This window comes from Rhizobacter sp. OV335 (assembly GCF_900142965.1).
GTDB lineage: Bacteria > Pseudomonadota > Gammaproteobacteria > Burkholderiales > Burkholderiaceae_C > Rhizobacter.
The window spans coordinates 1-19,626 of sequence record NZ_FRCQ01000028.1; the positions used below are offsets into that span (position 1 = coordinate 1).

Below are 19,626 nucleotides of genomic sequence, written 5' to 3' on the forward strand. Positions count from 1 at the left end.
TGGAGATCCAACCTTGATTGGGATTGTTGGACCGTTGCCCCAGCGCCGATGCGAAGCGAGGCGCCGGTAAGCGGGAGGGCAACAATCCCAATCAAGGGACGAGGTGCAGCCGAAGCGGCAGTGTTGTCCGCAGCGGGACAGAACGAACCGTATGGTGTTGCATTCAAGCGCCTTTGCTTTGGTTACTTTCATTTGGCAAGGCAAATGAAAGTGACTCGCCCGCCGGGGCGAGACCCGGCAATGCCACGCAGTGAACAAAAGCCCCCCGGCAGGGGTAAGTCCCCCATCGGGCAGAGATGGGCCGGCAAGCTCCCTCTTTTGCCGCGAAGCCCGATTCGCGATGAATCACAGAATTGCGATGACCCGGTACAGCCGGACCTCCCTCGTGCCGATAACGGCACAAGCGCACCCGCCTCGCCCGCAGGTGCAGTTCTGCCACCGCGCCCGCGAGCGCCCCGTCCGACGAGGTTTTCCCATGTCCAAGCACCTGTTCCTGTGCGCCCTGCTGAGCGCCGCCACGCTTCCCGTCTTCGCCAAGGACGGCAACGCCACCGCCGACGAAGCGTCCGCGATGGTCAAAAAGGGCGTCGCCTTCATCAAGGCCAGCGGCAAGGACAAGGCCTACGCCGAGATCAACAACAAGGCCGGCCAGTTCACCGACCGCGACCTCTACCTGGTCGTCTACGGCCTCGACGGCGTCGTGCGCGCCCACGGTGCGAACGAAAAAATGATCGGCAAGAACCTGCTCGAGTTGAAGGACGTCGACGGCAAGCCCTTCGTGAAGGAACGCGTCGAACTCGCCCAGTCCAAGGGCACCTTCTGGCAGGACTACAAGTTCACCAACCCGGTCAGCAAGAAGATCGAGCCGAAGCGCGCCTATTGCGAGCGGCTGGACGACGTGGCCGTCTGCGGCGGCATCTACAAGTAAGCCGGCCTCGCCCGCACGCCCTGCCGGAACAGCCGCCATGAAACTCGGACTCAAGCTGCTCGCCGCCCCCGTGCTGACCGCCGTCGTGGTGTTCTCGATGGCCTCGGTGAACACCGCGCTGATGAACGCCGAAGCGGCGAAGAACAGCGAGGATTTCCGCGCCGACCTCGAATCCTTCCGCACCATCACCAGCGTGCAGGACCAGCTCGGCCAGATCCACGCCGGCGTCTACCGCACGGTCGCGCTGATCGCGTCGCTGGACGAACCGAAGATCAAGGCCACCCGCGACTCGCTGGCCAACCAGCTGACCGGCCTGAAGCGCACCCTCGGCGGGCTCGCCGATGCCGACCGCAGCGACCCCGACCTGGCCGCCGAGATCAAGGCCGCCAGCGCGCAGATCGACAAGTACCGCGGCCAGGTCGATTCGGCGATCGACCTGTCCTCGGTCGACCCGAACACCGGCATCGCCGCGATGCAGGGCGCCGACGAAACCTTCGGCGCGCTTGCCAAGGGCATGGGCGGGATGGTCGCCCGCATGGACCGGCAGTCGTCCGAATCGATGGACGCCTCGGCCGCACGCTCGCGCCGCACCAGCCTGCTGCTGGGCGCGCTCGGGCTGCTGGCCGCCGCCGCCACGGTCGGCGTCGCCTGGTGGATGCAGCGCCGCATCGTCGGCGAACTGAGCCGCGCCGCCCGCGTCGCCGACCAGGTCGCCGGCGGCAACCTGGCGATCGACGCGCGCAGCGATCGCACCGACGAGCTCGGCGACCTGATGCGCGCCCTCGACCGCATGACGCAGCAGCTCAGCCGCTCGCTCGCGACGGTGCTCGAATCGTCGTCGTCGATCGAGAACGCCAGCGCCGAGATCGCGACCGGCAACCAGGACCTGAGCCACCGCACCGAACAGGCGGCCAGCAACCTGCAACAGACCGCCTCGTCGATGGAACAGCTGACCGGCACCGTCAAGCAGAGCGCCGACGCGGCCCGCCAGGCCAACCAGCTGGCTTCTTCGGCGGCCAAGGTCGCCGCACGCGGCGGCTCGGTGGTCTCGCAGGTCGTCACGACGATGGACGAGATCAACGCCAGCTCGCGCAAGATCGGCGACATCATCGGCGTGATCGACGGCATCGCGTTCCAGACCAACATCCTCGCGCTGAATGCCGCGGTCGAAGCGGCCCGCGCCGGCGAACAGGGCCGTGGCTTCGCGGTGGTCGCGAGCGAAGTGCGCAGCCTCGCACAGCGCAGCGCGCAAGCCGCCAAGGAAATCAAGGGCCTGATCGGCGCCAGCGTCGAGCGCGTCGAAGCCGGCTCGCGGCAGGTCGCCGATGCCGGCCAGACCATGCAGGAGATCGTCGGCTCGGTCCAGCGCGTAACCGACATCATCAGCGAGATCACCGCCGCCGCCGCCGAGCAGAGCGAAGGCATCGGCCAGGTGAACGGATCCGTCACCCAGCTCGACCAGATGACGCAGCAGAACGCGGCACTGGTGGAGGAGTCCGCAGCCGCCGCGGAGAGCCTGAAAGACCAGGCCGCACGGCTGCGCAGCATCGTCAACAACTTCCAGCTCGCCGGAGAGCGTCCATGAACTTCACCCACCTGATGCGTCAATTCACGATCCGCACCCGCATGATCGGCGCGATCGCCATCGTGCTCGCCCTGCTCGCGCTGGTCGGCGGTGCCGGCCTGACCGGGCTGCTGCGCATGCAGAGCCAGACCACGGCCTTCATGAGCAGCTCGTTCGCCGACAGCAACACGCTGGCCTCGCTGCGCACCTCGCTGGGCGAGATGCGCCTGGCCGAGAAGGAAATGATCGTCAACTACGAGAAGGCCGAGGAAGTCACGCGCTTCAGCGGTCAGTGGACGGCGGCGCGCGAGCGCGTGATCGCCCAGCTGAAGAAGCTGCAGGAAGGCACGCCCGACGACAGCACGGCACTCGCCAAGCGCATGGAGACCGAACTCGGCACCTACGCGACCGCGATGGGTCCGGTGATCAAGCAGCTGGAGAACAGCGGCTACGACTCGGCCACGGTGGCCAACCGGGTGATGGGCCGCGCGAAGGAAGCCATCGGCGCTGCCGAAAAGACCGTCGGCGACCTGCAGAAGGCGCTGGGCACCGAAGGCGCGCAGGCCGAGGCCGCGCGCCAGACGATGACGCGCCAGACCATCACGCTGTTCGCGGTGGCGCTGGGCATCGCGATCCTGATCGTCGTGCCGGCCACGCTGATCAACATGCAAAGCATCTGCCGCCCGATGACCGAGGCGCAGGCGCTGGCCGCGTCGATCGCGCGCGGCGACCTGACCAACCAGATCACGCTGAGCGGCCGCGACGAATCGACGCAGCTGATGCAGGCCTTGTCGAACATGCAGGATTCGCTGCGCACGCTGGTCGGCCAGGTGCGCAACTCGACCGACAGCATCTCGACCGCCAGCGCCGAGATCGCGACCGGCAACCAGGACCTGAGCGCCCGCACCGAGCAGACCGCGTCGAACCTGCAGCAGGCGGCGTCGTCGATGGAGCAGCTGACGGGCACCGTCAAGCAGAGTGCCGATTCGGCCCGCCAGGCCAATCAGCTCGCGTCGTCGGCGGCTGAAGTCGCGGCGCGCGGCGGCTCGGTGGTCTCGCAGGTCGTCACGACGATGGACGAGATCAACGCCAGCTCGAAGAAGATCAGCGACATCATCGGCGTGATCGATGGCATCGCGTTCCAGACCAACATCCTGGCGCTGAATGCCGCGGTCGAAGCGGCGCGTGCCGGTGAACAAGGCCGCGGCTTCGCGGTGGTCGCCGGCGAGGTGCGCAGCCTGGCCCAGCGCAGCGCGCAGGCGGCCAAGGAGATCAAGGCGCTGATCGGCGCCTCAGTCGAGAAGGTCGATTCCGGCTCGCGCCTGGTGGCCGACGCCGGCAAGACGATGCAGGAGATCGTCGGCTCGGTGCAACGCGTCAGCGACATCATCGGCGAGATCACCGCGGCGTCGTCCGAGCAGAGCGACGGCATCGGCCAGGTCAATCAATCCGTGACCCAGCTCGACCAGATGACGCAGCAGAACGCCGCGCTGGTCGAGGAATCGGCGGCCGCCGCCGAGAGCCTGCGCGACCAGGCGCAGCGCCTCGCGTCGGTGATTGCAACCTTTCGGCTCGATGCGCACGGCGTGACGGCAGCAGCGCCCGCACCGGCCGCCAACAAGTTCACGCCGAAGCCGGTCGCGACAGCAAAGCCGGTGGCCGCGAAGGCAAGCCCGGCCAAGCCGGTGGCGACATCGGCCGCCCCCGCCAAACCCGCCCCGGCCGTGACGAAAGTCGCGGTTGCAGTCTCGGCTACAGCCCCGCGCCCCGCGCCCGCCCCGGCGGCCGGCCCGGCGTTCGCTGCCACCGCCCCCAACGACGACTGGGAAACCTTCTGAGCCGACGAACAGTGCCCACCGGGGCGCGCTGATCCACCCTTCAGTTCGCCCCGCCCCCGCCGATAGTGACGTGAGCATTGACGGCAACACAGTCTTCCGCACCTGACAGGACACCCCATGGACATGATCCACGAAGCTTCCCACGTGGCCCGGCATGAAGCCGCCCGCGCGGCCACCGCCAGCCAGTCCGGGGGCGAGTTCCTCACCTTCCGCCTCGGCGCCGAGGAATACGGCATCGACATCCTGAAGGTCCAGGAGATCCGCTCCTACGAGGCCCCCACCCGCATCGCCAACGCCCCCGCCTTCATCAAGGGCGTGGTCAACCTGCGCGGCGTGATCGTTCCGATCGTCGACCTGCGCCTGAAGCTCGGCTGCGACTCCAACGACTACAACAGCTTCACCGTCGTCATCGTGCTGAACGTGCGCGGCCGCGTCGTCGGCGCCGTCGTCGACTCCGTCAGCGACGTGCTCGAGCTCTCGCGCGATTCGATCAAGCCGGCCCCCGAGATGGCCTCCGCCGTCGACACCAGCTTCATCACCGGCATCTCCAGCGTCAACGACCGCATGCTCATCCTGATGGACATCGAGGAGTTGATGGCCAGCGCCGAGATGGGCCTGATCGACAGCCCCTGATCCTTCTCCGATCCCCGATCCCTCTTTCCCGGAATTTCATGAACACGGCGCTTCAAAGCCGCGGCTCGGTCGCGCGCAAGGTTTCGATCATCGGGGCGCTGAGCCTGTCGGTGGTCCTGTTCGCGATCTGCGCCACGATGAGCCTGGTGGCGGCCGATCGCTCGCGCGAGCGCATCGTCACCTGGGTCGCGGACAAGACGCAGTCGGTCGCCGATTCGATCGACGCGTTCGACATGACCTCGCGCGTGCTGGTCGAGAAGTTCTTCGTCAACTTCAAGAACGAGTTCAAGCAGCCCTTCACGCTGGACGAGGCGAGCACCACGCTGAAGGTCGGCGACACGCCGCTGAACGGCAACTTCGAGCAGGTGGACGCGTTCGCCCAGCAGAGCGGCGGCACGGCCACCGTGTTCGCGCGCAAGGGCGACGACTTCCAGCGCATCACCACCTCGGTGAAGAAGGAGAACGGCGAGCGCGCGATGGGCACGATGCTCGGCAGCAGCCACCCGGCGCATGCGCTGATGATGGCCGGCCAGACCTACACCGGCCGCGCCGTGCTGTTCGGCACGCCCTACATGGCCCGCTACGAGCCGATCAAGGACGCGAGCGGCAAGGTGATCGGCATCCTGTACATCGGCTTCGACGTCAGCGCCTTCCAGGTGGCGATCGACAAGCTCGCGAGCGACATCCGCTTCTTCGACAGCGGCGGCGTCTACGTGATCGACCCGAAGAAGTCGCCGGAAGAGGCCGTCTTCGTCGTGCACCCGAGCGCCAAGGGCAAGAAGGTGCTGGAGGCCTACCCGGACGCGAAAGCGTTGCTGGCCCGGCTCGAGACCGCCCCCGGCGGCTGGACGATGGACGGCGGCGCGGTGCTCGAGACCCGACACACCGACCACTGGGCCGTGCTGCGCAAGGCCAAGGCCGGCAACCAGTGGGTGGTGTCCGAGGTGTCGGACGCCGAGGCGATGAAGACCCACTGGGCCACCATCGTGCCGTTCGCGACGCTGCTCGGCATCGCCGCGCTGCTGCTCGGCGGCGGCCTGTTCCTGATGATGCGCCGCTGGGTCGGCCGCCCGCTGCAGGAGCTGTCGCGCGCCGTCACGGTGCTGGCGGCCGGCGACCTGACGCAGCCCTGCCACAGCGACCAGCGCGACGAGATCGGCGAGCTGATCCGCAACGTCGAAGGCATGCGCCAGCGCTTCCAGCAGATGATCGGCTCGGTGCGCAGTTCGGTCGATTCGATCACCACGGCCAGCGCCGAGATCGCGACCGGCAACCAGGACCTGAGCGCCCGCACCGAACAGACCGCCTCGAACCTGCAGCGCGCGGCGTCGTCGATGGAACAGATCACCGGCACCGTCAAGCAGAGCGCCGACTCGGCCCGCCAGGCGAATCAACTCGCGTCGTCGGCGGCTGAAGTCGCGGCGCGCGGCGGCTCGGTGGTCTCGCAGGTCGTCACGACGATGGACGAGATCAACGCCAGCTCGAAGAAGATCAGCGACATCATCGGCGTGATCGACGGCATCGCATTCCAGACCAACATCCTCGCGCTGAACGCGGCCGTCGAAGCGGCCCGTGCCGGCGAACAGGGCCGCGGTTTCGCGGTCGTCGCCAGCGAGGTGCGCAGCCTCGCGCAGCGCAGCGCCGATGCCGCCAAGGAAATCAAGGCGCTGATCGGCGCCAGCGTCGACCGCGTCGAGGCCGGCTCGCGCCTGGTGGCCGATGCCGGCAAGACGATGAGCGAGATCGTCGGCTCGGTGCAGCGCGTCAGCGACATCATCGGCGAGATCACCACCGCGGCGTCCGAGCAGAGCGATGGCATCGGCCAGGTCAACCAGTCCGTCAACCAGCTCGACCAGATGACGCAGCAGAACGCCGCGCTGGTCGAGCAGTCCACCGCCGCGGCCGAAAGCCTGAAGGACCAGGCGGCCCGGCTCGCGCAGGCGGTCGGCAGTTTCCGTCTCCAGCAGCGCTGAGCCTCGCGGCCAGCCTGCACTCTGAACGATCGACATGCCGCCGGGGGGCGGCTCCAACAAGAAGGGAAGTTCGCGATGTTGTCTTCCATGCGTCTCGGGCCGCGTCTCGCGGTCGGGTTCGGTTCGATCGCACTGCTGTGCGCCGCCGCGGTCGGTTTCGGCCTCGATCGCATCTCGACGATGCGCACGCTGTCGGAGCAGCTCGGCACGCTGGACGCCGAGAAACTCTCGCTGTCCGAACGCTGGGGCCGCGCGATCGAATCCAACACCGCCCGCAACTGGGTGGTGTTCTTCGCGAACGACGAACAGATCAAGACCCGCGTGCGCGGCGAGATGAAGGACGTCGTGACCGCGCAGACCGAGCGCCTCAAGCGCATGCAGGAGATCGCGACCTCGGACGCCGACAAGCGGCTGCTCGACGCGGTGACGGTGCAGCGCGACGCCTACCAGGGCCTGCGCAACACGCTGCTCAAGCGCAAGGAAGCCGGCGAGGACGTGACGGCCGAGGTGCTGGACAAGCTGTTCCCGGCCTCCAAGGCCTACAGCGACAGCGTCGAGAAGCTGATCCAGGGCCAGCGCGACAGCATGACGGCCACCAAGGAGCAGGCGGACCGCGCCGGCTTCGTCGGCATGCTCGCGCTCGGGCTCGGCGGTGCGGCGGCGATGCTGCTGGCCGCGCTGCTGGCCTGGCGGGTGACCCGCTCGGTCACGAAGCCGATCGCCCAGGCCCAGCAGATCGCCCGCGCGATCAGCGCCGGCGACCTGACGCAGCACATCCAGGTGCAGGGCGAGGATGAAGCGGCCGAACTGCTGCAGTCGCTGAAGGCGATGCAGGAATCGCTCGGCCGCCTGGTCGGCCAGGTGCGCCAGAGCACCGACAGCATCTCGACCGCCAGCACCGAGATCGCGACCGGCAACCAGGACCTGAGCGCCCGCACCGAGCAGACGGCGTCGAACCTGCAGCAGGCGGCGTCGTCGATGGAGCAGCTGACGGGCACCGTCAAGCAGAGCGCCGATTCGGCCCGCCAGGCCAATCAACTCGCGTCGTCGGCGGCGGAAGTCGCGGCGCGCGGCGGCTCGGTGGTCTCGCAGGTCGTCACGACGATGGACGAGATCAATGCCAGCTCGAAGAAGATCAGCGACATCATCGGCGTGATCGATGGCATCGCGTTCCAGACCAACATCCTGGCGCTGAACGCCGCGGTCGAAGCGGCGCGTGCCGGCGAGCAGGGCCGCGGCTTCGCGGTCGTCGCCAGCGAAGTGCGCAACCTGGCCGGACGCTCGGCGGACGCCGCCAAGGAAATCAAGAGCCTGATCGGCGCCAGCGTCGAACGGGTCGAGACCGGCTCGCGCCTGGTGGCCGATGCCGGCAAGACGATGCAGGAAATCGTCGGCTCGGTGCAGCGCGTCTCGGACATCATCGGCGAGATCACCGCCGCGTCGTCCGAGCAGAGCGACGGCATCGGCCAGATCAACACCGCGGTCACCCAGCTCGACCAGATGACGCAGCAGAACGCCGCGCTGGTCGAGGAATCGGCCGCCGCCGCCGAGAGCCTGCGCGACCAGGCCCAGCGCCTCGCGTCGGTGGTCTCGACCTTCAGTTTGCCGGCGGCCGGTCGATAGACCGATACCGGCAGCGCATCAGCCGGCCTCAACGTTCTCCAGCTCTGCACAGGACCCCACCATGGACATGATCCACGAAGCTTCCCACGTGGCCCGGCATGAAGCCGCTCGCGCGGCCGCCGCCCAGTCCGGCGGCGAATTCCTCACCTTCCGCCTCGGTGCCGAGGAATACGGCATCGACATCCTGAAGGTCCAGGAGATCCGCTCCTACGAGGCCCCCACCCGCATCGCCAACGCCCCCGCCTTCATCAAGGGCGTGGTCAACCTGCGCGGCGTGATCGTTCCGATCGTCGACCTGCGCCTGAAGCTCGGCTGCGACTCCAACGACTACAACAGCTTCACCGTCGTCATCGTGCTGAACGTGCGCGGCCGCGTCGTCGGCGCCGTCGTCGACTCCGTCAGCGACGTGCTCGAGCTCTCGCGCGATTCGATCAAGCCGGCCCCCGAGATGGCCTCCGCCGTCGACACCAGCTTCATCACCGGCATCTCCAGCGTCAACGACCGCATGCTCATCCTGATGGACATCGAGGAGCTGATGGCCAGTTCCGAGATGGGCCTGATCGACAGCACGCACTGAGCCTGCCCAGGCGAGCCCCGATGCGCGTTCTCTCCCGCCTCTCGATCAGCTCGCGGCTCTACTTCGCGACCTGCTTCTCGCTGCTGCTGCTCGGCCTGATCGGCGGCATCGGCTGGGCCGCGCTGCACGGCATGCGCGGCACCGTGCGCACGCTGGTGGCCGAGGACTTCGGCATGGCCTCCGACATCAGCGAGCTGCGCACGACGCTCGGCCGGCTGCGGCGCTTCGAGAAGGAGATGATCATCAACTTCAACAACGTCAACGAGGTCACCGACAACAAGGCCTTGTGGACGAAGGCGCATGCCGAGACGCTCGCGCGGCTGGGCGGCCTGGGCAAGCGCCTGGATGCCGAACCGGCCAAGGCGATCGCCGCGGCGCTCGAGCAGTTGAAGGCGTACCACGACGGCATGCTGCCGGTGGTCGACCAGCTGGAGCGCGCGACCATCGACGGCGCGGTGGCCGGCGCCTACGCCGGGCAGCTGAAGGACAACATCGAGACGGTCGAGAAGACGCTGGGCGTGCTGTCGGACGCCTCGCGCGAGCACGTGGCGGCCGGGCAGGCGACGGTCGAGCAGGCGATCGGCACCCAGTCGGCACTGCTGGCCGGCGGCGTGCTGGCGGCGCTCGCGGTGCTGCTGCCGCTGACCGTGCTGACGGTGCGCAGCATCAATGCCTCGATCGCGCATGCGAGCGAGCTGGCGCAGCGCATCGCGCGCGGCGACCTGTCGCAGGCGGTGCAGCCGCGCAGCGACGACGAGATCGGCCGCCTGCTGCAGGCGATGGACGGCATGCAGAACGCGCTGCGCACGCTGGTCGCGCAGGTCAAGCAATCGACCGACAACATCGCGACCGCGAGCGCCGAGATCGCGACCGGCAACCAGGATTTGAGCCACCGCACCGAGCAGACCGCGTCGAACCTGCAGCAGGCCGCGTCGTCGATGGAGCAGCTGACGGGCACCGTCAAGCAGAGCGCCGATTCGGCCCTCCATGCGAACCAGCTGGCCGCCTCGGCCGCCGAGGTCGCGGCCCGCGGCGGCTCGGTGGTGTCGCAGGTCGTCTCGACGATGGACGAGATCAATGCCAGCTCGAAGAAGATCAACGACATCGTCGGCGTGATCGACGGCATCGCGTTCCAGACCAACATCCTGGCGCTGAATGCGGCGGTCGAAGCGGCGCGTGCCGGCGAACAGGGCCGCGGCTTCGCGGTCGTCGCGAGCGAAGTGCGCAGCCTGGCTCAGCGCAGCGCGCAGGCCGCCAAGGAGATCAAGGGCCTGATCGGCGCGAGCGTCGACCGGGTCGATGCCGGCTCGCGGCTGGTGGCCGATGCGGGCAAGACGATGGGCGAGATCGTCGGCTCGGTGCAGCGCGTCAGCGACATCATCGGCGAGATCACGGCCGCGTCGTCGGAGCAGCGCGACGGCATCGGCAACGTCACGGCCGCAGTGACGCAACTCGACCAGATGACGCAGCAGAATTCGGCGCTGGTCGAGCAGAGCGCCGCGGCGGCGGAGAGCCTGAAGGATCAGGCGCGCGTGCTGGCCCAAGCCGTCTCGGTGTTCCGGCTGGCTTGACCCGCGACATAGAACCTACTCGGCCGCGCGGCGCAGCGTCTCGATCACCGGCCGCGACACCACCTCGCGCAGCCCCCACCAGCCTGCTGCCAGCGCGAGCAGCGCACCGGCCAGGCTGCCACCCAGCGGCAGCCACGGCGACGGGTTCCAGCTGAACTGGAACACGTACTTCGCGAGCGCCCAGCCGACCGCGGCCGCCGCCACCGACGCCAGGAAGCCCGCCAGCGCGCCGACGCCCAGCAGCTCGGCACGCTGCACCTGGCCGAGCAGCTTCGCGCTGGCACCCAGCGCGCGCATCACCGCGAACTCGCGGGCGCGTGCCTCGCGCGTGGCCGTCACCGCGGCGAACAGCACCACCAGCCCGGCGGCGAGCGTGAAGCCGAACAGGAACTCGACCGCGCGGATCACCTGGTCGAGCACCTGCTGGACCTGGCTGAGCGAGGCCGACACGTCGACCGCGGTGATGTTCGGGAATTCGCGGCTCAGCGCGTTGTCGAAGCCCGGCGTCGCCGGCGCGCGGAAGGCCGTCAGGTAGGTGGCCGGCAGGTCCGGCATCTGCGCGTTCGGGAACATCACGAAGAAGTTCGCCCGCATCGAGCCCCAGTCGACCTTGCGCAGGCTGGTGATCTTGCCCTCGGCGGTGATGCCGGCGATGTCGAAGCGCAGCGTGTCGCCGAGCTTCAGGTGCAGCGTCTCGGCGAGGCCCTCTTCGACGCTCAGGCCACCGGCCTCGTCCGGCGTCCAGCGGCCGGCGGTGACGGTGTTGTGCTGCGGCAGCGTCGCGTCGTGGCTCAGGTTGAACTCGCGGTCGAGCAGGCGCTTGGCGCGCTCTTCCTGCAGATCGTCGGCGGTGGTCGGCTTGCCGTTCACCGCGACCAGCCGGCCGCGGATCATCGGGAACCAGTCGTAGCGGCCGACCCCGGCCGCCTTGAGCCGCGCCTGGAAGGCCTCGGACTGCTCCGGCTGGATGTTGATCACGAAACGGTTCGGCGCATCGGCCGGCGTCGCGGCGCGCCAGCTGGAGATCAGGTCGGTGCGCAGCAGCACCAGCAGCATCAGCGCCAGCAGCCCGACGCTGAGCGCCGACACCTGCAGCACCGCGAAGGCCGGGCGCGCCGCGATCTGCCGTGTGGCGAGCACCAGCCAGCGCGGTGCGCGCGACTCGGGCACCGCACGACGCAGCAACTGCACCGCGATCCACGACAGCAGCGCGAACACCGCGATCGCGCCGGCAAAACCGCCGACCGCGATCAGCCCGAGCGTCAGGTCGGACGACACCGCGAGCAGCAGCGCCGCGAAGCCGATCGCGCCGGCCGCCAGCACCGCGATCGAAGCCGGCTTCAGCGCGCCGACATCGCGGCGGATCACGCGCAGCGGCGGCACCTGGGCCAGCTGCAGCACCGGCGGCAGCCCGAAGCCCATCAGCAGCGTGAAGCCGACGCCGATGCCGAACAGCGCCGGCCAGGCGCTGGCGGCCGGCAGCGCGCTGTCGACCAGCCCGGCCAGCAGCCAGACGAACACGTAGTGCACCGCGAAGCCGAGCAGCACGCCGGCCACGCTGGCCAGCACGCCGACGATGCCGAACTCCAGCAGGTACTGCAGCGCGATCGTGCGCTGCGGCTGCCCGAGCACGCGCAGCATCGCGCAGTCGTCGAGGTGGCGGTCGGCGAAATCGCGGGCCGCGATGCCCACCGCCACCGCCGCCAGCAGCGCGGCGAGCAGCGCGACCAGGTTCAGGAATTTCTGCGCGCGGTCCAGCGTCTGGCGCATCTCGGGGCGGCCGGTCTCGAGCGACTCGACGCGCATGCCGCGCAGCTGGCGGGCCTTCAGCTGGGCCTCGGTCCAGCCGACGAACTCGCGCAGCGCGGCCTCGCGGCCCGCCGGCGCCGCCACCGCGAGGCGGTAGGTGACGCGGCTCGCGGGCTGCACCAGCCCGGTGGCCGGCAGGTCGGCCTCGTTGAGCATCACGCGCGGCGCGAAGCTGATGAAGCCGGCGCCGCGGTCGGGCTCGATCACGATGACCGACGCGATGCGCAGGCTGGCATCGCCGAGCAGCAGCGCATCGCCGACCTTCAGCTGCAGTGCGTCGAGCACGCCGGCATCGACCCACACGGTGCCGGCAGCCGGCGCGCTCGCGACCGTGCGCTGCGCGCCGCCGGGGGCATCGGCCAGCGTCAGCTTGCCGCGCAGCGGGTAGCCGCTGGTCACGCTCTTGACGGCGACCAGGCGCGACGCCCCGCCCTTGTCGTCGGGCGCCCGGCCCATGCTCGGGAAGGTGGCGGTCTGCGCGAGCGTGAGCCCGAGGCCGCGTGCGTGCTCGGCGATGTCGGCCGGCGCCGGCTGGTCGCTCGCGACGATCGCATCGCCGCCCAGCATCTGGCGGGCGTCGCGCGCGAGGCCGGCATTCAGCCGGTCGGCGAAGAAGCCGACCGCGCTCAACGCCGCCACCGCGAGCATCACCGCGACCAGCAGCAGCAGCAGTTCGCCGGCGCGGAAGTCGCGCGCGGCCTGCCGCCACGCGAGGGTCCAGGCCGATGCGGCACGGCGAGCAGCGGGCGACACGGGAACAGCGGAATCGGCAGACGTCATCGGGATTTCTTTCGGGTGGGAGCCGGATCGTCCCATTGACGCTTGCGCTCGAGCAAGTGGTCGACGAAGGCCCGCACTTTCAGCGGGACATGGCGGGCATGCGGGTACAGCAGGTTGTAGGGCCGGGAGCGGCCACCGAAGGGCATGAGCACTTCGGTCAGGCGGCCGGCCGCCAGATCGGCGTCGACGACGAAGCGGTAGGCCTGGAAGATCCCCGCGCCATGGCGCGCCAGCGTCACGCCGGCCAGCACGTCGTCGGCGCAGGTGATGCGGCCGGTGGTGAGCAGGTCCACCTCCTCCCCGGCCTCGCGAAACAGCCATGGGATCGGGCGACCGTTGCTCGGCAATTCGAACTGGATGCAATCGTGGCCGGCGAGTTCGGCCAGCGTCGCCGGCACGCCGTGGCGCGCGAGGTAGTCGGGCGCCGCGACGATCACCAGCTCGGCGTCTTCCAGGTGCCGGCAGATCAGCGTCGAGTCGTCGGGCGCGCGCACGCGGATCGCGAGGTCGAACCCCTCGTCGCCGAAATCGATGTTGCGGTTGCTGACGTGCAGCTCGAGCTTCACGTCCGGATGCGCCTGCATGAAGGCCGGCAGCATCGGCAGCAGCCGGTGGTGGCCATAGGTGGTCGGCACGCTGATGCGCAGCGTGCCCGAGGGCCGTGCCTGCTGGCCGCCGACCTCGCGCTCGGCATCGACGAGCTGGTCGAGCGCAGCCCGGCAGCGCTCGAAGTAGGCGCGCCCGGCATCGGTCAGGCGAATGTGGCGCGTCGTCCGCACGAAGAGCCGCGCGCCGAGCCGTTCTTCCAATCGCCCGATCGAGCGACTGACGGCGGCCGGCGTCACGCCGGCGATGGCGGCTGCCGCGGTGAAGCCCTGGTGTTCGGCCGCGAGGCAGAACAGCTCGATGCTGCCCAGCATCACGTCGTCGAACTGCCGTTTCATGTCATCGCATCCAGCGGCCGCATTGATTACACCGTGTAGCGCCAGATGTTAAGCGAACCGTCTTTATCCGAAGAGGCCTGGTTCCTAGAGTGAAGCCCTGTCCTTTCCACTCTGTCTGCAGGAGCCATTCACCATGAAACACGAACCCAAGGTCGCCGTCATCACCGGCGCGTCCAGCGGCATCGGCGCCGCGCTGGTCCAGGCCTACCGCGAGGCCGGCTTCCGCGTGGTCGCCAACTCGCGCTCGATCCGCACGAGCGACGACCCCGGGATCCTCGCGGTCGCCGGCGACATCGCCGACCCTGCGACCGCCGAGCGCATCTTCCGCGACGGCGTCGACCGCTTCGGCCGCATCGACACGCTGGTCAACAACGCCGGCATCTTCACGGCCAAGCCGTTCACGCAGTTCACCGCCGACGACTGGTCGGCCAACATCGCGACCAACCTGGCCGGCTTCTTCCACGTGACGCAGCGCGCGGTGGCGCGGATGGAAGCGCAGGGCTCGGGCCACATCGTGCAGATCACGACCAGCATCGTCGACCAGCCGATCAACGGCGTGCCGGCCGTGCTGGCGTCGATCACCAAGGGCGGGCTGAACGCCGCGACCCGGGCGCTGGCGATCGAGTACGCGTCGCGCGGCATCCGCGTCAACGCGGTGTCGCCCGGCATCATCAAGACGCCGATGCACCCGCCGGAGAACCATGCCGCGCTCGCCGGCCTGCACCCGGTGGGCCGCATGGGCGAGATGAGCGACATCGTCGACGCGGTGCTGTTCCTCGAGAAGGCGGCGTTCGTGACGGGCGAGATCCTGCACGTCGACGGCGGGCAGTCCGCCGGGCACTGGTGAGCCGCCATGCCGTACATCCGCATCGAAGTCACCCGTGAAGGCGTCACGCAGCAGCAGAAGCAGCAGCTGATCGCCGAAGCCACCGAGATGGTGGTCCGCGTGCTGGGCAAGGACCCGGCGACGACCTTCGTGATCATCGACGAGGTCGAGACCGACAACTGGGGCGTGGCGGGGCGTACCGTCACCGAGCGGCGCCGGATGACAGCCCCTCGACCGGCGGGTACGCCGGCCGATCCCCCGGGGGGATGAGGGCCGGCTTGGGGCGGCCCGGCGCTCGGCCCTCTGCCCGGCGAACAAGCGCCCTGAACCCTGCGTGCAAATCCGGCGAACGCGGCCGGGCACGCAGGGTGCTGTAATTTGTGGCATGAACACCCTGCCCTCGATCTTCCTGTCCCACGGCTCGCCGATGATGGCGCTGGAACCCGGCACCACCGGCCCGTTCCTGCAGCGCCTGGGCGCGACACTCGACGCCCACTACCCGCGCCCGAAGGCCATCCTCGCCGTCTCGGCGCACAGCGTCGCCCGCGAGCCGGTGCTGCTGGGCGCGGCCACCCACCAGGCGGTGCACGACTTCGGCGGCTTCCCCGATGCGCTGTACCAGCTGCAATACAGCCCGCCCGGCGCGCCCGAGCTGGCGACCCAGGTCGAGGCGCGGCTGCGCGCGGCCGGCCTGCCGGTGCACCTCAGCGACGAAGGCGGGCTGGACCACGGCATCTGGAGCATGCTGCGCTTCATGCGGCCGCAGGCCGACATCCCGGTGCTGCCGCTCGCGTGGGTGCCCAACCTGCCGCCGGCGCAGCAGTTCGCGCTCGGCGAGCTGCTGGCCTCGCTGGCCGACGACGGCGTGCTGGTGATGGGCACCGGCAGCATCACGCACAACCTGCGCCGCGTCGTCAGCGGCGGCCGGCCGGCGGTCGACGCGGTCGAGGTGGCCGAGAGCGCGGGCTTCCGCCGCTGGATGCTCGAGCGCAGCGCCGCACGCGACTGGGACGCGCTGTTCGACTACCGCCGGCAAGCGCCCGCCGCGGTCGACATGCACCCGACCGACGAGCACCTGCTGCCGTGGTACGTCGCGGCCGGCGCCGGCGGCCGCATGCATGCGCCGCAGCGGCTGCATGACGCGGTGACCTACGGTTGCCTGGGGATGGACGCCTATGCGTTCGGCCCGGCCGCCGCGACGCTGAAGCAGCAGCTGGCCGCCTGACGGCGCCAGGCCTTCAGGGCGCGAGCGCGACGACGCCCGAGGCCGGGCTGCTCGCCGCGCGGGCCGATGCGGCGGCCCGGTCGTCGTTGTACTGCCTGGCCAGCGCGGCGACGTTCTGCCCGGTGCGGGCGATCAGCATGCGCGCCGCGCCGATCTCGCCGAACTGGCCGCGGTCGAGCGCCCACTTGGTCTCACGCTCGATCTGGGCGCAGGACCATTCGGTGCCGGTCGCGATCGCCATCGGCTTCATCGCCTGCGACATCGCATCGCGCTCCAGGCGCAAGGCCTGCAGGCGCTCGGACGGCCAGCCGACGCGCGCACCCAGCGCCTGGCCGATGGCCATGTCGAGCAGCGAGGTCGAGCGCCTGGCCATCAGCTCGGCCAGGTCGGCGCACACCTGCAGGCGGTTGCCGTCGCGCACCGCCGTCGCATCGCAGTGCTGCATCAGCGTCTTCAGCCCGGGCATCGCCAGCGCCGACTCGATGCCGGCCGCGCGCTCCATCACGGCGCGGCGTTCGATGGCCGGCGTGCCCGGCGGCAGGCTGCGCAGCGCGAGCGCGCTGACCTGGCCCCAGCGCAGGTCGGCGGTGCTCGCCTTCGACGCGCGGTACAAGGCCTCGTCGACGAGGCCGGTCTCGCCGCGCTGGTCGGCCTCGGAGGCGACTTCCAGCCAGGCGTCGGCATTGGTCGGGTCGAGCGTCGCGAGCTGGCGCGTCGACAGCATCTGGCAGGCGCCGCCGGGGTTGGCCCGGCAGGCGCGCCAGGCCAGCGTGTAGACGGCCGGCGAGCGCGTCGCGACGGCCATCTGCGCGAGCGCATCGCGCTGCGAGGCGTTGGCACCGACGCGCGCCTGGCGCTGCGGGTCGGATTCTTGCGGCTCGGCCGGCGCGCTGCAGTCGGCGCCTTCGCAGGCCTGCGGCGCATTGGCGTGCGACGGGCCGTCGTCGCGCTGCAGCAGCAGCGCGGTGGCGCGCGCCAGTTCGTCCGGCTGTTGCGCCAGCGCGGCGACCAGGCGCCGGTGCGCTGCGTCACCGGCCGTCGTGAACAGCGAGCGGTCGAGCGGCTGGCCGCCCTTGGCCTTCACGCGGCCGATGCCGCACACCTCGATCTCGTCGGCCGCAAGCGGCGCGCTGGCGGCGGCCGCCGCCGAGGCGGCCTCGCCATACAAGGCGGCGAAGCCTTCGATCAACGGCGGGCCGGGCATCGGGATCAGTGGCGCGGAGGCTGCGGGTTCAATCGCCTCGACCACCACCGGGTCATGCGGCACCGCAGGCGCGTCCGGCGTGCCCTGCCAGACCAGCGCCAGCAACAGCGCGACCACCGCGAACCCGACCGTCGCCCGCGTCGCGTTGCTCGGCGGCGTCATACGCCACCCTCGGCAATGGCTTCCTTGACGGCCGCGACCTGCCGGCGCGACACGACCAGCCAGTCGTCGACCGGCGCGACGCGCACCACCCAGCCTTCGGTCGGCTCTTCGCCGTCTTCGCCGGGCAGCGTGCGCCGCTCCAGCGCGCGCAGCGCGCGCCGGGCGACCAGCGCATTGCGGTGGATGCGCAGGAAGCGGTCGCCCAGGCGCTGCTCCAGGTCGGTCAGTGCGTCATCGAGCACATGGGTGTGGGTGGCGGTTCGCAGGGTCACGTACTTCAACTCCGCTTTCAGGTACAGCACTTCAGAAACCGGCACGCGCAGCTTGCGGCCCAGGTCGTTCACCAGGATCACCGGTTCGTCGTCCGCCAGCGCCGGCGCCAGCGCTGGGGCCGGCGCAGCACGCGGCGCCAGCCGCTGCGCGACGCGCTGCAGCGCCGCCTGCAGGCGCTCGCGGCGCACCGGCTTGGTCAGGTAGTCGGCGGCATCGAGCTCGAAGGCCTGCAGCGCATGTTCGGCATGCGCGGTGACGAACACGATGGCCGGCGGGTCGCTGCGGCGGCGCAGCTGCGCGGCCAGCTGGCGCCCATCGGGGCCGGGCATGTGGATGTCGAGCAGCAGCAGGTCGCAGGCGTTCGCGGCCAGCCAGTCGAGCGCCTGCTGGGCGTTGCCGGCCTCGCCGACCACCTCGGCGCGCGGCTCGGCGCAATCGCCCACCAGGCCGCGCAGGCGCAGCCGCGCGAGCGGCTCGTCGTCGACCAGCAGCACGCGCAGCACGGGCACGGTGGAGGGGTCGTTGCTGCTCACAGCGGCACCACGATCTGGACGCGGAACACGTCGCGCTCGAGCTGGGTCTCGAACTGCGCGGCGACGTCGTGCATCAGCTTCAGGCGCTCGCGCACGTTGCGCAGCGCCATGCCGTTGCCGGGGCGGGAACCGGAGCGCGGCACGGTGTTCGCGATGCTGACCACCGCATGGGCGCGCTTGACGCGAGTGCGGATGCGGATCACGCCGCCGTCGGGCGAGGGCTCGACGCCGTGGCGCACCGCGTTCTCGACCAGCGGCTGCAGCAGCAGCGGCGGCACGCGCGCGGCACCGGCGTCTTCGTCGAGGTCCCAGCTGAGCTGCAGGCGGTCGCCGAAGCGGATCTGCTCGATCGCCAGGTAGCGCTGCGCGAGCGCGACCTCTTCGGCCAGGCTGACCGATTCGTCGGTCGCGCTCAACGCGACGCGGAACAGCTCGGCCAGGTCTTCGAGCAGGTGCTCGGTGCGGGCCGGATCGAGCCGCGCCAGCGCGATCGCGGTGTTGAGCGTGTTGAACAGGAAATGCGGGCGGATGCGCGACTGCAGCTCGGCCAGGCGCGCCGCGGTGTCGGCCGGCAGCCGGGCGCGGGCGCGCAGCGTGAGCCAGTAGAAGAGCGCGGCGGCCAGCCCGGCGCCGGCCAGCATCGGCGCGGCCAGGTGCACGGTCTCCTGCAGGCGGATGTCGACCGCCACCAGCAGCGCCCAGCCGAATGCGCCGCTGATGCCGCCGAGGGCCACCGCGGCGACCCACTGGCCGGCCACCGGCAGCCGGGCGAGCGGCCGCTTCAGCAGGCACACCGACACCAGCCACAGCAGCACCGCCGGCAGCGCAACGCCGGTGCCCTGGCCGAGCAGGTTCAGCCAGGCGGCCCGCGTGGGCGAGGCGAAGGTGACACCGATCGCGACGACGGCGTGCACGAAGAACAGCGCGCGCAGCACGACGCCGACATGGCAGACGTCGAAGGCCGACACCGGCCCGAGCGGCTGGCGTGCGAGCGGCACCGCGTCGAAGTTGGTGGAATTGAAGATGCTGCTGCCGCGCTCGCGCTGGTCGCCGCCGGGGCGGGTGGACTCGGACCACAGCGGCGCCGGGCGGCTGGGCGTGGGGGCAAAGGCAGAGGTAGGCGCGTGGGGTTCGGGCATGGCGGGCTAGTGGCCTAATAGAAT

At 70.2% G+C, this 19,626-nt stretch carries 16 protein-coding genes; 11 read left to right on the forward strand and 5 right to left on the reverse strand.

Annotated features, from left to right (window positions below; all coding sequences use genetic code 11):
- Positions 1 to 475 precede the first annotated feature (475 nt).
- The 8 genes from BUE42_RS24300 (at position 476) to BUE42_RS34215 (ending at position 10,707) form a co-directional block, all read left to right on the forward strand.
- The gene (locus tag BUE42_RS24300; RefSeq protein ID WP_073467877.1) at positions 476 to 928 is read left to right on the forward strand and encodes a cache domain-containing protein; all 453 of its coding nucleotides are present in this window, start codon (positions 476 to 478) and stop codon (positions 926 to 928) included.
- Between the two features lie 37 nt (positions 929 to 965).
- The gene (locus BUE42_RS34210; protein WP_073467878.1) at positions 966 to 2,513 is read left to right on the forward strand and encodes a methyl-accepting chemotaxis protein; all 1,548 of its coding nucleotides are present in this window, start codon (positions 966 to 968) and stop codon (positions 2,511 to 2,513) included.
- A complete protein-coding gene (locus BUE42_RS24310) occupies positions 2,510 to 4,330 on the forward strand; it encodes a methyl-accepting chemotaxis protein (protein WP_143171722.1) in 1,821 nt (606 codons plus the stop codon). The genes BUE42_RS34210 and BUE42_RS24310 overlap by 4 nt, the downstream gene beginning before the upstream one ends.
- A 117-nt stretch (positions 4,331 to 4,447) precedes the next feature.
- Positions 4,448 to 4,963 carry a chemotaxis protein CheW gene (locus BUE42_RS24315; RefSeq protein ID WP_047595138.1) on the forward strand — a complete coding sequence of 172 codons (516 nt, stop codon included), beginning with the start codon at positions 4,448 to 4,450 and terminating at the stop codon, positions 4,961 to 4,963.
- Positions 4,964 to 5,001: 38 nt separating this feature from the next.
- Complete coding sequence (locus BUE42_RS34135; protein ID WP_073467879.1) at positions 5,002 to 6,936, forward strand: methyl-accepting chemotaxis protein; 1,935 nt, start codon at positions 5,002 to 5,004, stop codon at positions 6,934 to 6,936.
- A 75-nt stretch (positions 6,937 to 7,011) separates the two neighbouring features.
- Entirely contained in the window at positions 7,012 to 8,559 is a 1,548-nt protein-coding gene (locus tag BUE42_RS33900; RefSeq protein ID WP_073467880.1) for a methyl-accepting chemotaxis protein, read from the forward strand.
- Positions 8,560 to 8,620: 61 nt separating this feature from the next.
- Positions 8,621 to 9,136, forward strand: a complete 516-nt coding sequence (locus tag BUE42_RS24330; protein ID WP_083614506.1) for a chemotaxis protein CheW — start codon at positions 8,621 to 8,623, stop codon at positions 9,134 to 9,136.
- 20 nt (positions 9,137 to 9,156) lie between these two features.
- On the forward strand, positions 9,157 to 10,707 hold the full coding sequence (locus tag BUE42_RS34215) for a methyl-accepting chemotaxis protein (RefSeq protein WP_073467881.1): 1,551 nt from the start codon (positions 9,157 to 9,159) through the stop codon (positions 10,705 to 10,707).
- Between the two features lie 15 nt (positions 10,708 to 10,722).
- On the opposite strand, the gene BUE42_RS24340 is transcribed toward BUE42_RS34215, so the two are convergent.
- Both BUE42_RS24340 and BUE42_RS24345 read right to left on the reverse strand, forming a co-directional pair.
- Positions 10,723 to 13,296, reverse strand: a complete 2,574-nt coding sequence (locus BUE42_RS24340; protein ID WP_073467882.1) for an ABC transporter permease — start codon at positions 13,294 to 13,296, stop codon at positions 10,723 to 10,725.
- Positions 13,293 to 14,240: a LysR family transcriptional regulator gene (locus tag BUE42_RS24345; RefSeq protein ID WP_073467883.1), complete on the reverse strand. Its 948-nt coding sequence runs from the start codon at positions 14,238 to 14,240 to the stop codon at positions 13,293 to 13,295. The genes BUE42_RS24340 and BUE42_RS24345 overlap by 4 nt, the downstream gene beginning before the upstream one ends.
- A gap of 133 nt (positions 14,241 to 14,373) precedes the next feature.
- On the opposite strand from BUE42_RS24345, the gene BUE42_RS24350 reads away from it, so the two are divergent.
- From BUE42_RS24350 to BUE42_RS24360, 3 genes are all read left to right on the forward strand, one after another.
- On the forward strand, positions 14,374 to 15,087 hold the full coding sequence (locus BUE42_RS24350) for an SDR family NAD(P)-dependent oxidoreductase (protein ID WP_073467884.1): 714 nt from the start codon (positions 14,374 to 14,376) through the stop codon (positions 15,085 to 15,087).
- A 6-nt stretch (positions 15,088 to 15,093) separates the two neighbouring features.
- Positions 15,094 to 15,336 carry a tautomerase family protein gene (locus tag BUE42_RS24355; protein WP_073467885.1) on the forward strand — a complete coding sequence of 81 codons (243 nt, stop codon included), beginning with the start codon at positions 15,094 to 15,096 and terminating at the stop codon, positions 15,334 to 15,336.
- Positions 15,337 to 15,451: 115 nt separating this feature from the next.
- Positions 15,452 to 16,291 carry a dioxygenase family protein gene (locus tag BUE42_RS24360; protein ID WP_073467886.1) on the forward strand — a complete coding sequence of 280 codons (840 nt, stop codon included), beginning with the start codon at positions 15,452 to 15,454 and terminating at the stop codon, positions 16,289 to 16,291.
- 13 nt (positions 16,292 to 16,304) lie between these two features.
- Here the strand turns inward: BUE42_RS24360 and BUE42_RS24365 are convergent, their stop codons facing one another.
- From BUE42_RS24365 to BUE42_RS24375, 3 genes are read right to left on the reverse strand one after another with little or no spacing between them, the layout of a single operon-like run.
- Positions 16,305 to 17,657 (reverse strand): hypothetical protein, encoded by a 1,353-nt coding sequence (locus tag BUE42_RS24365; RefSeq protein ID WP_073467887.1) that lies wholly within the window; start codon positions 17,655 to 17,657, stop codon positions 16,305 to 16,307.
- Positions 17,654 to 18,463 (reverse strand): LytR/AlgR family response regulator transcription factor, encoded by an 810-nt coding sequence (locus BUE42_RS24370; RefSeq protein ID WP_235002580.1) that lies wholly within the window; start codon positions 18,461 to 18,463, stop codon positions 17,654 to 17,656. The genes BUE42_RS24365 and BUE42_RS24370 overlap by 4 nt, the downstream gene beginning before the upstream one ends.
- The gene (locus BUE42_RS24375) at positions 18,460 to 19,602 is read right to left on the reverse strand and encodes a sensor histidine kinase (protein WP_073467888.1); all 1,143 of its coding nucleotides are present in this window, start codon (positions 19,600 to 19,602) and stop codon (positions 18,460 to 18,462) included. The genes BUE42_RS24370 and BUE42_RS24375 overlap by 4 nt, the downstream gene beginning before the upstream one ends.
- Between the last annotated feature and the right edge of the window lie 24 nt (positions 19,603 to 19,626).

What these genes read in the sequence shown, in the direction of transcription:
- BUE42_RS34210 (WP_073467878.1), top strand. Translation starts at nt 966, where the DNA reads ATGAAACTCGGACTCAAGCTGCTCGCCGCCCCCGTGCTGACCGCCGTC.
- BUE42_RS24365 (WP_073467887.1), bottom strand. Translation starts at nt 17,657, where the DNA reads ATGACGCCGCCGAGCAACGCGACGCGGGCGACGGTCGGGTTCGCGGTG.
- BUE42_RS24300 (WP_073467877.1), top strand. Translation starts at nt 476, where the DNA reads ATGTCCAAGCACCTGTTCCTGTGCGCCCTGCTGAGCGCCGCCACGCTT.
- BUE42_RS24355 (WP_073467885.1), top strand. Translation starts at nt 15,094, where the DNA reads ATGCCGTACATCCGCATCGAAGTCACCCGTGAAGGCGTCACGCAGCAG.
- BUE42_RS24350 (WP_073467884.1), top strand. Translation starts at nt 14,374, where the DNA reads ATGAAACACGAACCCAAGGTCGCCGTCATCACCGGCGCGTCCAGCGGC.
- BUE42_RS24315 (WP_047595138.1), top strand. Translation starts at nt 4,448, where the DNA reads ATGGACATGATCCACGAAGCTTCCCACGTGGCCCGGCATGAAGCCGCC.
- BUE42_RS34215 (WP_073467881.1), top strand. Translation starts at nt 9,157, where the DNA reads ATGCGCGTTCTCTCCCGCCTCTCGATCAGCTCGCGGCTCTACTTCGCG.
- BUE42_RS24345 (WP_073467883.1), bottom strand. Translation starts at nt 14,240, where the DNA reads ATGAAACGGCAGTTCGACGACGTGATGCTGGGCAGCATCGAGCTGTTC.
- BUE42_RS24375 (WP_073467888.1), bottom strand. Translation starts at nt 19,602, where the DNA reads ATGCCCGAACCCCACGCGCCTACCTCTGCCTTTGCCCCCACGCCCAGC.
- BUE42_RS34135 (WP_073467879.1), top strand. Translation starts at nt 5,002, where the DNA reads ATGAACACGGCGCTTCAAAGCCGCGGCTCGGTCGCGCGCAAGGTTTCG.
- BUE42_RS24340 (WP_073467882.1), bottom strand. Translation starts at nt 13,296, where the DNA reads ATGACGTCTGCCGATTCCGCTGTTCCCGTGTCGCCCGCTGCTCGCCGT.
- BUE42_RS24310 (WP_143171722.1), top strand. Translation starts at nt 2,510, where the DNA reads ATGAACTTCACCCACCTGATGCGTCAATTCACGATCCGCACCCGCATG.
- BUE42_RS24360 (WP_073467886.1), top strand. Translation starts at nt 15,452, where the DNA reads ATGAACACCCTGCCCTCGATCTTCCTGTCCCACGGCTCGCCGATGATG.
- BUE42_RS24330 (WP_083614506.1), top strand. Translation starts at nt 8,621, where the DNA reads ATGGACATGATCCACGAAGCTTCCCACGTGGCCCGGCATGAAGCCGCT.
- BUE42_RS33900 (WP_073467880.1), top strand. Translation starts at nt 7,012, where the DNA reads ATGTTGTCTTCCATGCGTCTCGGGCCGCGTCTCGCGGTCGGGTTCGGT.